Annotated in this window: 15 protein-coding genes; 1 reads left to right on the top strand and 14 read right to left on the bottom strand. The window is 60.6% G+C overall.

The window, feature by feature from the left end; genetic code table 11:
* Nucleotides 1–10: 10 nt before the first annotated feature.
* Nucleotides 11–1,216 (bottom strand): acetyl-CoA C-acetyltransferase, encoded by a 1,206-nt coding sequence (locus CQ041_RS13420; RefSeq protein ID WP_105522952.1) that lies wholly within the window; start codon nt 1,214–1,216, stop codon nt 11–13.
* A gap of 649 nt (nt 1,217–1,865) precedes the next feature.
* Here CQ041_RS13420 and CQ041_RS13415 point away from each other — a divergent pair.
* A complete protein-coding gene (locus CQ041_RS13415; protein WP_105522951.1) occupies nt 1,866–2,672 on the top strand; it encodes a cytochrome c in 807 nt (268 codons plus the stop codon).
* 50 nt (nt 2,673–2,722) lie between these two features.
* On the opposite strand, the gene CQ041_RS13410 is transcribed toward CQ041_RS13415, so the two are convergent.
* The 13 genes from CQ041_RS13410 to CQ041_RS13350 all read right to left on the bottom strand — a co-directional run.
* Nucleotides 2,723–3,526, bottom strand: a complete 804-nt coding sequence (locus tag CQ041_RS13410) for a transglutaminase family protein (RefSeq protein WP_105522950.1) — start codon at nt 3,524–3,526, stop codon at nt 2,723–2,725.
* Complete coding sequence (locus CQ041_RS13405) at nt 3,523–4,473, bottom strand: alpha-E domain-containing protein (protein WP_105522949.1); 951 nt, start codon at nt 4,471–4,473, stop codon at nt 3,523–3,525. Before CQ041_RS13405 ends, CQ041_RS13410 begins: the two co-directional genes overlap by 4 nt.
* A gap of 4 nt (nt 4,474–4,477) precedes the next feature.
* On the bottom strand, nt 4,478–5,887 hold the full coding sequence (locus CQ041_RS13400; RefSeq protein ID WP_105522948.1) for a circularly permuted type 2 ATP-grasp protein: 1,410 nt from the start codon (nt 5,885–5,887) through the stop codon (nt 4,478–4,480).
* 398 nt (nt 5,888–6,285) lie between these two features.
* On the bottom strand, nt 6,286–6,627 hold the full coding sequence (locus tag CQ041_RS13395) for a ribonuclease E inhibitor RraB (protein ID WP_105522947.1): 342 nt from the start codon (nt 6,625–6,627) through the stop codon (nt 6,286–6,288).
* A 214-nt stretch (nt 6,628–6,841) separates the two neighbouring features.
* On the bottom strand, nt 6,842–7,078 hold the full coding sequence (locus tag CQ041_RS13390) for a hypothetical protein (RefSeq protein ID WP_105522946.1): 237 nt from the start codon (nt 7,076–7,078) through the stop codon (nt 6,842–6,844).
* Nucleotides 7,079–7,181: 103 nt separating this feature from the next.
* Nucleotides 7,182–7,787, bottom strand: coding sequence for an START domain-containing protein (locus CQ041_RS13385; protein WP_105522945.1), 606 nt, complete (start codon nt 7,785–7,787; stop codon nt 7,182–7,184).
* Nucleotides 7,788–7,827: 40 nt separating this feature from the next.
* Complete coding sequence (locus CQ041_RS13380; RefSeq protein ID WP_105522944.1) at nt 7,828–8,082, bottom strand: YkgJ family cysteine cluster protein; 255 nt, start codon at nt 8,080–8,082, stop codon at nt 7,828–7,830.
* 161 nt (nt 8,083–8,243) lie between these two features.
* Nucleotides 8,244–8,735 carry a translation initiation factor 2 gene (locus CQ041_RS13375; protein ID WP_105522943.1) on the bottom strand — a complete coding sequence of 164 codons (492 nt, stop codon included), beginning with the start codon at nt 8,733–8,735 and terminating at the stop codon, nt 8,244–8,246.
* Nucleotides 8,736–8,838: 103 nt separating this feature from the next.
* Nucleotides 8,839–10,278 carry a PLP-dependent aminotransferase family protein gene (locus tag CQ041_RS13370; RefSeq protein WP_105522942.1) on the bottom strand — a complete coding sequence of 480 codons (1,440 nt, stop codon included), beginning with the start codon at nt 10,276–10,278 and terminating at the stop codon, nt 8,839–8,841.
* A 356-nt stretch (nt 10,279–10,634) separates the two neighbouring features.
* Nucleotides 10,635–11,450, bottom strand: a complete 816-nt coding sequence (locus CQ041_RS13365; protein ID WP_105522941.1) for an OmpA family protein — start codon at nt 11,448–11,450, stop codon at nt 10,635–10,637.
* Nucleotides 11,447–11,809 carry a DUF4398 domain-containing protein gene (locus CQ041_RS13360; RefSeq protein WP_105522940.1) on the bottom strand — a complete coding sequence of 121 codons (363 nt, stop codon included), beginning with the start codon at nt 11,807–11,809 and terminating at the stop codon, nt 11,447–11,449. The genes CQ041_RS13365 and CQ041_RS13360 overlap by 4 nt, the downstream gene beginning before the upstream one ends.
* Before the next feature lie 9 nt (nt 11,810–11,818).
* Nucleotides 11,819–12,634 carry an ABC transporter substrate-binding protein gene (locus CQ041_RS13355; RefSeq protein ID WP_105522939.1) on the bottom strand — a complete coding sequence of 272 codons (816 nt, stop codon included), beginning with the start codon at nt 12,632–12,634 and terminating at the stop codon, nt 11,819–11,821.
* 72 nt (nt 12,635–12,706) lie between these two features.
* A partial coding sequence (locus CQ041_RS13350) for an electron transfer flavoprotein subunit alpha (protein ID WP_099421406.1) occupies nt 12,707–12,814 on the bottom strand: 108 nt, incomplete at its 5' end.

Here is a 12,814-nt window from a genome sequence, read left to right as displayed (position 1 = left end):
TTCCTGAGGCTCAGAGACGTTCGATAATCGTGGCGATGCCCATGCCACCGCCGACGCACAGAGTGGCCAGGCCGTAACGCTGCTGGCGCGCTTCCAGCTCGTCGAGCAAGGTGCCGAGGATCGCGCACCCGGTGGCGCCCAGCGGGTGACCCAGGGCGATGGAACCGCCATTGACGTTGACCCGCGTAGCATCGATGCGCATGTCCTTGATGAATTTCAGGACGACGGACGCAAACGCTTCGTTGACTTCGAACAGGTCGATGTCTTCGACACGCAACCCCGCCTTGGCCAAGGCCTTGCGGGTTGCCGGGGCCGGCCCGGTCAGCATGATGGTCGGGTCGGTGCTGGTCACTGCTGTGGCGACGATACGCGCCCGAGGTGGCAGGCCCAATTCGCGGCCCTTGGCCTCGGAGCCGATCAACATTAGCGCGGCGCCGTCGACGATCCCGGAGCTATTGCCCGGTGTGTGAACGTGATGGATAAGCTCCACCTGGCTGTACACCCGCAGTGCGGTGGCGTCGAACCCCATCTGGCCGATCATTTCGAAGCTGGGCTTGAGCTTGCCCAAGCCGTCCAGGGTGGAGTCGCCACGGATAAATTCGTCGTGGTCCAGCAGCACGATGCCGTTCTGGTCCTGCACCGCAATCAGCGACTTGCTGAAGGAACCGTCCGCACGAGCCCTGGCCGCTTTCTGCTGGGACTGTAGGGCGAAGGCGTCGACGTCCTGGCGCGTGAAGCCTTCCAGGGTCGCAATAAGGTCTGCCCCGATGCCTTGGGGCGTGAAGTGGCTGTGCAGATTGGTCTGCGGGTCGAGCACCCAGGCGCCGCCATCGCTGCCCATGGGCACGCGGGACATGGACTCGACACCACCAACCACCACCAGGTCTTCGAAACCGGAGCGTACTTTCATCGCACCGAGGTTGACCGCCTCCAGGCCCGACGCGCAGAAGCGGTTGACCTGCACGCCCGCCACGCTGATGTCCCAGTCCGCCACCAGCGCAGCCGTCTTGGCAATGTCGGCGCCCTGGTCGCCCACGGGGGTGACGCAGCCGAGGACGATGTCATCCACCTGTTGGGTATCGAGGTCGCTGCGCCGGGCCAGCGCGGTGAGCAGGCCGGCCACCAGGTTTACCGGCTTGACGCTGTGCAGCGCGCCGTCAGCCTTGCCCTTGCCACGGGGCGTGCGTATCGCGTCATAGATCAGAGCTTGGGTCATGGAGTTCTCGCGCCGCTGTGCAGGTAGGCCTCTACCTTAGGCCCGATTGACACGGTTTCAATGACGGATGCGCTCATTGCGAATGACCCTCTCAGTCGGACGAACGGTAGGCACCTAAGCTATTCCACCGATTAATCGTTTTAGCTGTCTAGCCAAGGGTCTGGCGCCAAGATGGCGATAGGCCTCATGCCGTTTTTAGAGGACTTGCTTATTAGCTGATACGAAATGGATCTAAGCCACGAAGAACGTGGGCTCTAAGGTTGAATCAGTAGGAAGTTGCTGCCGGGTTTTGCTGGAGCAACTGTAAGAAAAGTGACACGTCATCTCGCCATACTGAAATAAAAACGGCACGTATTTGACGCTCAGGAATAACAACAAAAGGCGGTCAGCCATGTTCAAACATTCGAAAGTACGTCAGGCGGGACTCATTCTTTTCGCCACCACACTGATTCTGATCTTGCCCAATTTAACCAAGGTTATCGGGTGATCCCTCAACCCCCACATTCCGTGCGTGTACAGCATCAGGATGGCAGCTTTTGGCAGCCCCTGCCGGGACATTGCGTGTAGCGGTCCTGTCACAGGGGCTGTCTTTTTGCACGTGGATTTCAGGTATGGTTGGCCATATTGACACGTAGCTGGGGCCCGCCTCTTGAAATCGATTTTCGCCCTCTTGGGCCTGCTGATTGCCCTGCCGGTAGGTGCCGCGTCATTGACCGTCAAGCTCGACCACGCCCGCCACACCTGGCAGACCGCAGAGCTGCTCAATCACCCCCAAGCGCAAACCGTGCACGTGGTTAACGACGTTTCCTACAAGCGCGACATGACCTATCGCGCAGTGCCGCTGACGGTTCTCCTGCCGGGCCTGAAACCTCAGAGCCACCTGCAAGCGGTAGCCCTGGATGGCTTCGCCGCTGAACTTGCCGCCGCCCCCCTGCTGGAACAACAGGGTGCCCGCGCGTGGTTGGCGGTTGAAGACCCGGCTCATCCGTGGCCTGCGCTGGCAGCAGGCAAACCGAGCGCCGGGCCGTTCTACCTGGTATGGACCAACCCGCAGGCCGGGCATATCAGCCCCGAGCAGTGGCCTTTTCAGATCTCCGCCATCCAGCAGTTGAAGACCGTGGCGGAGCGTTTTCCGGCATTGCTGCCTGACCCCAGGCTCTCGGCGAGTGACCCGATCAACCAGGGTTTTGCGCTGTTTCAGAAAAACTGCCTGGCCTGCCATCGCCTCAATGGCGCGGGCGATGCACAGATGGGTCCGGACCTGAACATTCCCTACAACCCGACGGAATATTTCAGCGGGGATTTCCTCAAGCGATACATCCGCGATCCGCAGAGCCTGAGACATTGGCCACAGGCGAAGATGCCGGGGTTTGCTGCGGGTGTGTTGCCGGACCATGAGTTGGACTGGCTGGTGAGCTACCTCAAGCACATGGCGGGACGCAAACCGCAGCCCTGAACCCGGCGTAGCTCCCCCGCTCCGACCTTGGATCTTTACTGTTAGGGCGGCTATTGCTGCTGCACGGAAATTACCGGAGTAGGCGCCACGAACACCTTGGCATGCATCTGCTCATGCCCCCCTCCACGCCGCATGCCGCGTACCGGGCAAGCGTCGAGGTAATCCAGGCCAACCGCCAATTTCAAATGCCGCTCCGGGCGCGCAAGTTGGTTGGTCACGTCAAAGCTGTACCAGGCGTCGTCCAGCCACGCTTCGGCCCAGGCGTGGCTGGCGAGGTGGGTGCTGTCTTCACTGTACAGATAGCCGGACACATACCGCGCCGGAATCCCCAGGCTGCGGGCGCAGGCCAGGAAGGCGTGGGTGTGGTCCTGGCAGACCCCGGCCCCGCCCGCGAAGGCCTCGGCAGCACTGGTGTCGACTTCCGTTGCACCGGGCGTGTAGACCATCGATTGATTCAAGGCCTGCATCAGGTCGATCAACGCCGTGCGGTCACGGCGCTGATGGCAGTGCTGGGCGGCGAAGCCACGCAGGGCCTCATCCGGCTCGGTGAGGCGAGTGCAGCGCAGGAACGGAAACGCCGACTGCGCTTCGTGCTCCGCCTCGCGCAACTCGTCGATGTCCACTTGGCCACGGGCGCCGATGATGATGGCATCGTGGGGCTCATCCAGGGTCAACACGTGCAGGATGTTGCCGAACGGGTCTACCTGGGCGCGCACCGGGCGGGGCAGGTCCAGTTGCCAGCTCAGGACATGTTGGCGCTCGCTGTCATGGGGCGTGAGCCGCAGGTACTGGATGCTGGCGCGCACCTGATCTTCGTAGTGGTAGGTGGTTTCGTGGCTGATGGAGAGTCTCATGCCGCCTCCAGGTAGGAACTGTAGATGGCATCGCCCAACTGGCGGACCAAGGGGATAAAGTCGGTCAGCCAGGCGTGCAGGCCTTCCTCGAGGATTTCATCGATGGCAGTAAAGCGCAGGCGCGCATCCATCTCGGCGGCCAGGCGCTGGGCCGGCCGGCCATTGAGCCCCGGCAGGCTCGCGAGGATCTGGTCGATCTCTTCGCTGCAGGCGCGCAGCGAACGCGGCACATCGGCGCGCAACAGCAACAGCTCTGCGACTTGCCGGGCGCCTGGCGCGTCGCGATAGATCTCGGTGTAGGCCTCGAACGACGACAACGCACGCAGCAAGGCGCTCCATTGATAGTAGGCGTGGGCCGTGCCATCGGTGACGGCTTCGGCGCGCTCGCCCGCCATTTCGTAGCGGGCGTCCAACAGGCGCAGCGTATTGTCGGCGCGCTCGATGAAGGTGCCCAGGCGAATGAAGCGGAACGCGTCGTTACGCATGATGGTGCCGTAGGTGGCGCCACGGAACAGATGTGAACGCTCCTTGACCCACTCGCAGAAGCGGCTCATGCCATAGCGGCTCAAGCCTTGCTGGGCGATCTCGCGAATATCCCACCAGGTGGCGTTGATGTTTTCCCACATGTCAGCGGTAATTCGCCCACGTACCGCATGGGCACTGGCCCGCGCCGCACCAAGGCAACTGTAGATACTCGCCGGGTTGGCCGCATCCAGTGCAAAAAAATGCAGCAGGCGTTCGGCGTGCAGGTCGCCGTGGCGTTCGTGATAGTCATCCAGGGTACCGGTGATCAACAGCGGCATCGCCAGTTCGTGCAGGCCATCGCCGCGCCCGTCCTGGGGCATCAGCGACAACGAATAGCTGACATCGAGCATGCGCGCGAGGTTTTCCGCGCGCTCCAGGTAGCGAGACATCCAGTACAAATCCGAGGCAGTTCTACTCAACATGGCATCAGTCCTCGACCACCCAGGTGTCTTTGGTGCCGCCGCCCTGGGACGAGTTGACCACCAGCGAGCCTTCGCGCAGCGCCACCCGGGTCAAGCCACCGGGCACCACGCGGGTTTCCTTGCCCGACAACACGAACGGGCGCAGGTCGATGTGGCGCGGCGCAATACCGTTTTCGACGAAGGTCGGGCAGGTGGATAAACAGAGGGTCGGCTGGGCGATATAAGCGTGGGGCTTGGCTTTGATCCGGGCGCGAAAGGCTTCGATTTCAGCCTTGCTGGAGGCTGGCCCGACCAACATGCCGTAGCCGCCGGAGCCTTGGGTTTCCTTAACCACCAGGTCTGGCAGGTTGGCCAGTACGTGGGACAGTTCGTCTGGCTTACGGCATTGGAATGTCGGCACGTTCTTCAAGATAGGTTCTTCGTCCAGGTAAAAACGGATCATCTCGGTGACGAAGGGGTACACCGACTTGTCATCCGCTACCCCGGTGCCGATGGCATTGGCCAACACCACATTGCCGGAGCGATAGGCGGCGAGCAGGCCCGGCACGCCGAGCATGGATTCGGGGTTGAACGCCAGCGGATCGAGGAAGGCGTCGTCGAGTCGACGGTAAATCACGTCTACCGCCTTGGGCCCGTCGGTGGTGCGCATGAACACGTGGTCGTCGCGCACGAACAAGTCGGCGCCTTCCACCAGCTCCACGCCCATTTCCCGCGCCAGGAATGCATGCTCAAAGAACGCACTGTTGAAGCGCCCTGGCGTCAGCACCACGACGCTGGGGTTATCCAGCGGGCTGGAGCTTTTCAGGGTGTCCAGCAGCAGGTTGGGGTAATGGTCGATGGGCGCGATACGCTGGGCGGCGAACAATTCCGGAAACAGGCGCATCATCATCTTGCGGTCTTCCAGCATGTAGCTGACGCCGCTGGGGGTGCGCAAGTTGTCTTCCAGCACGTAGTAGGTGCCGTCGCCATCGCGAACGAGATCGACACCGGAGACGTGGGAATAAAGATCGCGGTGCAGGGTCAGCCCTTGCATGGCCAGTTGGTACTGATCATTGGCCAGCACCTGTTCGGCGGGAATGATGCCGGCCTTGATGATGCGTTGCTCGTGATACAGGTCGGCCAGGAACATATTCAATGCCTTGACCCGCTGGATACAGCCGCGTTCGACGATCCGCCACTCACTGGCCGGAATGCTGCGCGGGATAGTGTCGAAGGGGATCAGGCGCTCCGTGCCCTGTTCGTCGCCATAGAGCGTGAAGGTGATGCCGGCGCGGTGAAACAGCAAATCGGCTTCGCGCCGGCGCTGGGCCAGCAGTTCAGCAGGGGTCTCGGCCAACCAGCGGGCGAACTCGCGGTAATGGGGGCGTACCTGCCCTGCCCCATCGTACATTTCATCGTAATAAGTGCGGATCATGCCGAACTCCTTGTCACCCAGGCACAGGAACCTTCGCAAGGCCCGTGCCAGCGGCATAAACACTTAAAAATCAATCGGTTGAATAACCACAGAGTTCTTGTCGCACCGTCCTGGTGCGCAGAATGCGCGGCGCACTGCCCCGCGCTTCATCCCAATGCGGGCTTTGTCTATCAACAGCATAGCCAGAGTTGATTTCACTGCCCGGCCAGGCGTGCGGATAATCGCGCCATCAGCTGAACAACCTTCAGCGCATCGCTCTTCCCTTTAGGCCACCCTCAGCGGGTGGCTTTTTTTTTGGTGCGCAAAAATGGCTCGCAAGTTCAGAATAATTTTCCCACGGCACAAACAAAATCGGCCGACCCTAAGGCCAGCCGATACGCTGTGTTGCTCATTTCGCGCTACATGGGTAAACCACGCACTTCCTGCTTGACGCCCCACCCTTCAAGCACGCCACCCAAAGGTTCAACCACTGCTTCAAAGTCCTGCTCGAAGTCTCCTATGCCGTCGTAGGTGGCGAACATGATCTTGCTCAGTTCCAGGTACCAGGCGCCATCGTCGCGCGCACTGACCTGGGCATTCAGGGATTCCCCGCGAAACTCGCCCGCAGCCCTTCGCGCCCGTTCTTCATCGGGGAAAATGGCGTAGAACTCGATGGGGTGGAAACGCGAGAAATCAAAACCGCCTTCTTTCATGCGGCGCAGTACGTGGGTGCTGATGTCTTCTTGATAGGCTGTGCTCATGAAAAGTGCTCCTCTAACCGATGGATAGACTTTCCGTGCTTTCCGAAGCCCGCGCCTGACTGGCGCGGGTGCTACGGCAATGACCTCACCGCTGGAAAACAAGCATGTAGCTGACAAGACCAGAGCTTAGCGATTCATTCGCTGATCTCGATTGCAGAGTAGCGCGAAGCTATCACCTCCACCAGTGGAGGCGTGACGTGCAGACAGGGAATATTCAGGCAACAGGGGAGATATCGACGATTTGAATACTGTTCTGGTCTTTGAGGATCTTGACCGTCGGCTCAGGCTTACGCCCTTCAAGGTCATTGAGGTCGAGTTCGGCGGCGACGGGCACCAGCTCATTGCGAATCATGTGCGCAGCGTCTTCGAGGCTGGGCTTCTGTTCACAGGTGAACTCCCGAACGGCGGTTTCGCCGTGATCATCAACGAAGGTAATTTGCCACTTTTGCATCGGTGCCTCCTCGATAAAACCCGTGTGTGGGCTTACCACTATCTTGACCTGAAGGGCTCGGCAAACGTTCCACTCAAGGCAGGGGGCACCTGACAGGCTGCACTTACTGTTCGGCGTGATCCTTGAGCGCCTTCAAGGTGTTGAACGGCGCGTCCACCACGAACTTGTTGGCCAACCACGAGGGTACGCTGCCACCTGGCTCGGTGTGCACCTGGTAAGTAACCTGGGTTTCTTTGTCACCTTTGGGCACCAGTTTCCAGAAGCCTTCCACCTGGGCCACCCGTACGTAGCCTTTTTCGTCAGGCTTGTAGGTCGGCACGCCTTCCAGTTTGCGCGTGAGGCTGCCGTCGGCGCCCTGGGTGGTGGTGATGTGCAGGTAGGAATCCCGATCGGTCACAGGGAACGGGGCTTTGAACTGGGTGTAGGTCCAGCTTTCATCACCCTTTTTGTCTACCAGTTTCTGGGACTTGCACTCGTGGATCCAGGAACAGGCCCCAGCCACGTCTTCCTGCAACGCGACAATCTTGGCCAGCGGCGCCTTGATCACCGTCACGCCGCGATAGGCTTTGTACTTCGAGCCAGCCACGTCGCTCAGAGAAACCGTAATACCGTCATCGTCCTTGGCGACTTTCCAGTCGTCGGCCTGGGCGGTGGCAGCACACACAAGACTAAAACCACAGAGCACAGCCATTCGTTTCAGCGAACCCATTTTGTATTCCTTATTGTCGAAGTTCCGATAGTTAAGCCCATCAAGCCGCCGTCATCTGCTCCCACCAACCGATCAACCGGATGGCGTCGGCCTGGTCGCTGCCGCAGACCTCGATATCCGCCTTGAAATCACTGCACACCGCAGGTCGCTCGGGCTGCCCGAACAGTTGGCACAGCTGTTCGACCGACAAGTGCAGGCAGCGTTCGCCCGCCGGTTTGCCGTGGGGCATTCCAGGCAGGGGCGAACTGATGGAGGGGGCGATGCAGCAAGCGCCACAGCCTTCACGGCAATTCATGACCAGCAGGTCCTCGATGACTCAATGGGATGGCCGGGCTAGGTTACGCCCTTAAACAGCCGTTTTAAAATGGTCCAACAGGGGTTTTTCGCGCAAAACAAAAGTGACCGACCAGTCTGCGACAGGTGGTCGACGGCGCACGTCACCTTTGCAGGAAAAGATTACTGCTTGAACTCGAATTCCAACGCGGCGCCTTCCACATCTCGCCGCTCTTCGTTGCGCAGTTGAAGCTTCATCTCATTGCTGAGCAAGCGGCCGTTGATCTGGAAGGCGCTGTTGTCAGTGGGTTTCTCACCGAACATCGGCGGCAGCAGCGGCACGCTCGCGGGCTTGGGCATGGTGCCGATGGGTTGCAAATGCCTGACCATGTCCGAGGGCAGGGACAGGTCCAACTGTGCGGGTGCCAGTTGAGTCTGCGTCACCTCGCGGGATGCCTTGGATTTACGCGTATTCGCAGCGCGCTTCTTCACCGTGGTGGCTTTTTTTTTCGCCGCCGGGGCCTTCTGGGACGCGGTTGGTTTTTTCGCGGGCGCTTGCTGCTGGGTGTTGGCGGCCGGCTGGGTGTCAGCCACAGGGGCTGCCGCCAGCCCTGTACTGACGTTACACAGGCTTAACAGGCCAATCACCAAAGCAGTGCGAAAAATCGAGGTCATGTCGCCTACAGCATTAAAGGCAGAGGGCCATATGCTCGCTTGTTGTGCACGGCATGACAAGCACAGTGATTAGCCAGCTATCGGTTAGCGCGCATTTTCCAGCTTAAAACCCCGCCGCCGTTTCCTGACACAGCTGGTTGGCAAGCATCCCCAACGTCATCAGCGCACGCTCTGCTTCACGGTTCCACGGCGTACCGCAATTGAGCCGGATACAGTGGTTGAACTGTTCGGTATTACTGAAGATCAACCCCGGCGCAATACTGATGCCCTGTTGCAATGCACGCACGTGCAGTTCCTGGGTATTGACCCGCCCAGGCAAACTGACCCACAGGATAAAACCGCCGGTCGGACGGGTCATCTGAGTGCCTTCGGGGAAATACTGCTGCACCGCCAATTGGAAGGCACTGAGGTTCTTGCGGTACTCCTGGCGGATGTAGCGCAAATGGCGGTCATAGCCGCCGTTCTCCAGGTAGGCCGCAACCCCCATCTGGGTGACACTGCACGCCGAGTGAGTGCTGAACATCTGCAGGCGCTGGATTTCCTGCTGGTATTTGCCGGCGATCATCCAGCCGATGCGCACCCCCGGCGACAAAGTCTTGGAAAAACTCGAGCAATAGATCACCCGGTCCAGACGGTCATAGGCTTTGAGGGCCTTGGTGCGGCCGACCTCGAACATCAGCTCGCCGTAGATATCATCCTCGACAATCTGGATATCGAAGTCCGACGCCAGGCGCAGCAACTGTTTCTGCCGCTCCTCGGGCATGGTTCCGCCCAGTGGATTGCTCAGCCGCGTGGTCAATACCAGGGCCTTGATCGACCATTGGTTGGCGGCCAGTTGCAAGGCCTCAAGGCTCATGCCGGTGGACGGATCGCTGGGGATCTCGATGACTTTCAGCCCCAGCAGATCAGCCAATTGCAACAAGCCGTAATAGGTCGGTGATTCGGCGGCAATCAGGTCGCCTGGCCGCGTCAGCACTCGCAGCGACATCTGCAACGCATCCACACAGCCGTGGGTGATCACCACGTCGGACGGGTCCACCACCACGCCGGCATCGCGCATGCGGATCGCCACTTGGCGGCGCAGCGGCTCGAATCCGGGGCTGAACATATAGCTGAATGCCCGCGGGCTCTGGAAGCGCGTGACCTTGGCCAGTTGCTGGTGCAGCGCTCGCACCGGCAAGTAGTCCACGCTCGGCACGGCGGCACCCAGCGGGAACACCCCTTCGCGCCGCGATTCACCCAATACCTGCTGGATGATGCTACTGCGGGTGACCAACCCGGGGCGCTCGACTCGCGCGATGTCCGGCGTCGGCGCGGTGAGCGCCGGGGTCTGGTGCACGTAATACCCGGACTGCGGCCTCGCGCGGATCAGCCCCTGGTCTTCCAGGTTGGCGTAAGCCTGCAACACCGTGGCATGGCTGACGTTCAACTGGGAACTCATCTTGCGCACCGACGGCACACGCTCCCCTGGTTGATAGACACCGCGCCGGATATCCTCAGCCAGTTGCTGGGCGATACGTTGGTAAAGCAACAGATTGGTCATGACGCAGCACTCGATTTCACGGGTATTTTATTTTTGTGTGAAACATACCGGCACAGTTTGAAAGTGTACGGGGACAGTTGCGAGAATAGTCGAGCGTGGGCCGCAGTGACAGTAAAAACTGTGTGGGGCTACACAAACAGATAGGGGAGCCGGCTTGCCCTCGCGAAGTGGTGTGTCAGCCACTGAAATATTGACTGATACGCCGCTTTCGCGGGCAAGCCCGCTCCTGCAGGGGACGGGTGGTGGGCTTTTTTTCGGGCTCGACACACATCCGATGTGGGAGCTGGCCAGTGAAATATTGGCTGATCCAACTCCTTCGCGGGCAAGCCCCACACAGTTGGATCAGTGTCCGGCGCCTACCGAGAGGCGCCGAGCTGGCCCTTTTCGTCGGAGAAGACGATTTCGACCCGGCGGTTCTGCGCCCTGCCCCGCTCGGACGCGTTGGCCTCCACCGGGAACTGGTCGCCATAACCCTCGACCTGAATGCGTTTTTCGTCGATGCCGAGGTCTACCAGCACATCGGCCACCGATTGCGCACGGTCATGGGACAGTTTGAGGTTTTCACGCTCGCCGCCCGTATTGTCCGTGTAGCCCTCGATGCGCACCACGCGTTTGGGGTTCAATTGCAGGAATTGCACGATTTTCAACACTGTACGGTTGGCCGAGTTTTTCAACTCCGCTTCGCCGGTGTCGAACAGCACATCCCCCAGGGTCATCACCAGGCCGCGATCGGTCTGGGTAGTGGTCAGGCTGGCGATCTGCTCTTCGAGCCACTTGCCCTGTTGCTGCACGCTGATCAGCTTGCTCTCGCGCAGCGCCAGTTGCAGCCGTTGACGCTCCAGTTCGAGCTTGGCGCCGCGCTCTTCGTTGAGTGCCTGCTCGGTGTGTTCGCGGGCGATGGCGCTGTAGCGTCGGCTCAGGTAGGCGTAGTGCACCACGTCGCCGGCACTGCCCCAATAACTGGACAAGCGGTCGGCGCGGGCCAGGGACTCACCCGCGCGAATCACGTCCTTGGGCGCAATGCGCAGGACGTTGGCGTCTTCCTTGACCTTCTGGAAATCGTCGCCTGCCAGTTGCAGGGCCTGCTCGCTGTCAGGGTGGCTGGCGCAACCGCCCAATACCGCGCTCCCCATCAACAGCGCACAGCTCAGACCACGGATCAACGGGCTCATTGGGCTTCTCCCAACTGCAATTGCTTGCGCAGGCGCGTGATGCGGGTGTTGAGCACGTTGAGTTGTTCCTGGCTCTTGCGGGTCAGCACTTGGGCTTCGGCGAGGCGCGCATCCAGTTCGGCCTGTTCGGCGCGCATGCGGGCGTTCTTGTAGGACTCATCAGCCATACTGCCCTTGGCGCGGGCGAACTTGGTTTCGGCCAGCTTCATTTCAGGCGATTCATCCGCGTTGGCACCCACGGCACTGGCCTGTTCCAAGGCTTGCTGGGTGAGGCGCATTTGTTCATTCGGCGCAGGATCGGTAGCACATCCCGCCAGAGCGACAACGGCGAGGGCCGCGAAAAGAGGTCGAAGAGTCACTGAAAATCCCTACTTTGTTGGGGTGCTGACGGGTTGCTGCAACTGGGCCTTCCAGCGCTCCAGATTGCGCTGCAGTGCGGCTTGCGTCAGACCAGACGCGGGCAATTCTGTCATCTTTTTGGCGAGCTGTCCGCGCAACCACGGATCATTGCAGGCCGAGTTGTGGGAAATCGCCAGGTACAGGCCGGGTTGATCGACCGGCACGTCATGCCCGACCAGGTCGTTGCTCATCCCCAGGCTCTGGGCCATGGCCATGCCGGAATACCGCCCCGCCAGTACGTAGTCGACTTCGCCGAGCAGCAGTTTCTGAAAGGCGGGCGTCAGGCTCGGCAGGCGTTGCAGGGTAAGTTGCTGGCCGGCGAAGGTTTCAAAGGCGGCGCTCAAGCGTGCCCGCTCCGAAACAGCGCCCTTATGACCGTGCAAGTCGGCAGCCGTGGCATAGGCCAGCGCCGAATCCTTGCGTGTCCACACCAGGTAGTCGGTGTGCACCAAGGCCGGGTGGATGTAGTCGAGAGTTTCCAGCTCGCCCAGGTTCAGCGGCGCGTCGGCGAGTATGTCCATGCGCCCACTGCGCACTTCGTCGAGTGCCAGGGCGCGCTTGCCACCGTAGAGCAGGTCGATCTTCACGCCGAGGTCCTTGCCTATCTGCTGCAGTACCTCGGCAGTCGCGCCGATCAGGTGCGTGGGGTCTTGCGGGTCGCGCCAGAGCAACGGCGGTGCGTCCGGGCTGCCGGTGATCACCAGGCGCTCGCATTTGCCCGCGGCCAAGGACAGGCCTGGCAACAGGGTGAGGCCCAGCAATAGGGTCCAACGGCGCAACTCCATGACACTCCCTCCCAAAACGGCAAAAAAAACCCGGTCACAAGGACCGGGCTCTTTATAAGTGAAGCGACTGGATTAGACCAGCTTCTCCAACTCAGGTACGGCTTCGAACAAGTCCGCCACCAGGCCGTAATCGGCCACCTGGAAGATCGGTGCTTCTTCGTCCTTGTTGATCGCGACGAT

Origin of the sequence: Pseudomonas sp. MYb60, from assembly GCF_002979555.1 — a bacterium.
Taxonomy (GTDB): domain Bacteria; phylum Pseudomonadota; class Gammaproteobacteria; order Pseudomonadales; family Pseudomonadaceae; genus Aquipseudomonas.
Note: the sequence above shows the minus strand (reverse complement) of the source record. Positions and strands in the feature narration are given on the sequence as shown.

What these genes read in the sequence shown, in the direction of transcription:
- CQ041_RS13370 (WP_105522942.1), bottom strand. Translation starts at nt 10,278, where the DNA reads ATGACCAATCTGTTGCTTTACCAACGTATCGCCCAGCAACTGGCTGAG.
- CQ041_RS13400 (WP_105522948.1), bottom strand. Translation starts at nt 5,887, where the DNA reads ATGATCCGCACTTATTACGATGAAATGTACGATGGGGCAGGGCAGGTA.
- CQ041_RS13405 (WP_105522949.1), bottom strand. Translation starts at nt 4,473, where the DNA reads ATGTTGAGTAGAACTGCCTCGGATTTGTACTGGATGTCTCGCTACCTG.
- CQ041_RS13380 (WP_105522944.1), bottom strand. Translation starts at nt 8,082, where the DNA reads ATGAATTGCCGTGAAGGCTGTGGCGCTTGCTGCATCGCCCCCTCCATC.
- CQ041_RS13385 (WP_105522945.1), bottom strand. Translation starts at nt 7,787, where the DNA reads ATGGGTTCGCTGAAACGAATGGCTGTGCTCTGTGGTTTTAGTCTTGTG.
- CQ041_RS13395 (WP_105522947.1), bottom strand. Translation starts at nt 6,627, where the DNA reads ATGAGCACAGCCTATCAAGAAGACATCAGCACCCACGTACTGCGCCGC.
- CQ041_RS13410 (WP_105522950.1), bottom strand. Translation starts at nt 3,526, where the DNA reads ATGAGACTCTCCATCAGCCACGAAACCACCTACCACTACGAAGATCAG.
- CQ041_RS13375 (WP_105522943.1), bottom strand. Translation starts at nt 8,735, where the DNA reads ATGACCTCGATTTTTCGCACTGCTTTGGTGATTGGCCTGTTAAGCCTG.
- CQ041_RS13390 (WP_105522946.1), bottom strand. Translation starts at nt 7,078, where the DNA reads ATGCAAAAGTGGCAAATTACCTTCGTTGATGATCACGGCGAAACCGCC.
- CQ041_RS13420 (WP_105522952.1), bottom strand. Translation starts at nt 1,216, where the DNA reads ATGACCCAAGCTCTGATCTATGACGCGATACGCACGCCCCGTGGCAAG.
- CQ041_RS13365 (WP_105522941.1), bottom strand. Translation starts at nt 11,450, where the DNA reads ATGAGCCCGTTGATCCGTGGTCTGAGCTGTGCGCTGTTGATGGGGAGC.
- CQ041_RS13355 (WP_105522939.1), bottom strand. Translation starts at nt 12,634, where the DNA reads ATGGAGTTGCGCCGTTGGACCCTATTGCTGGGCCTCACCCTGTTGCCA.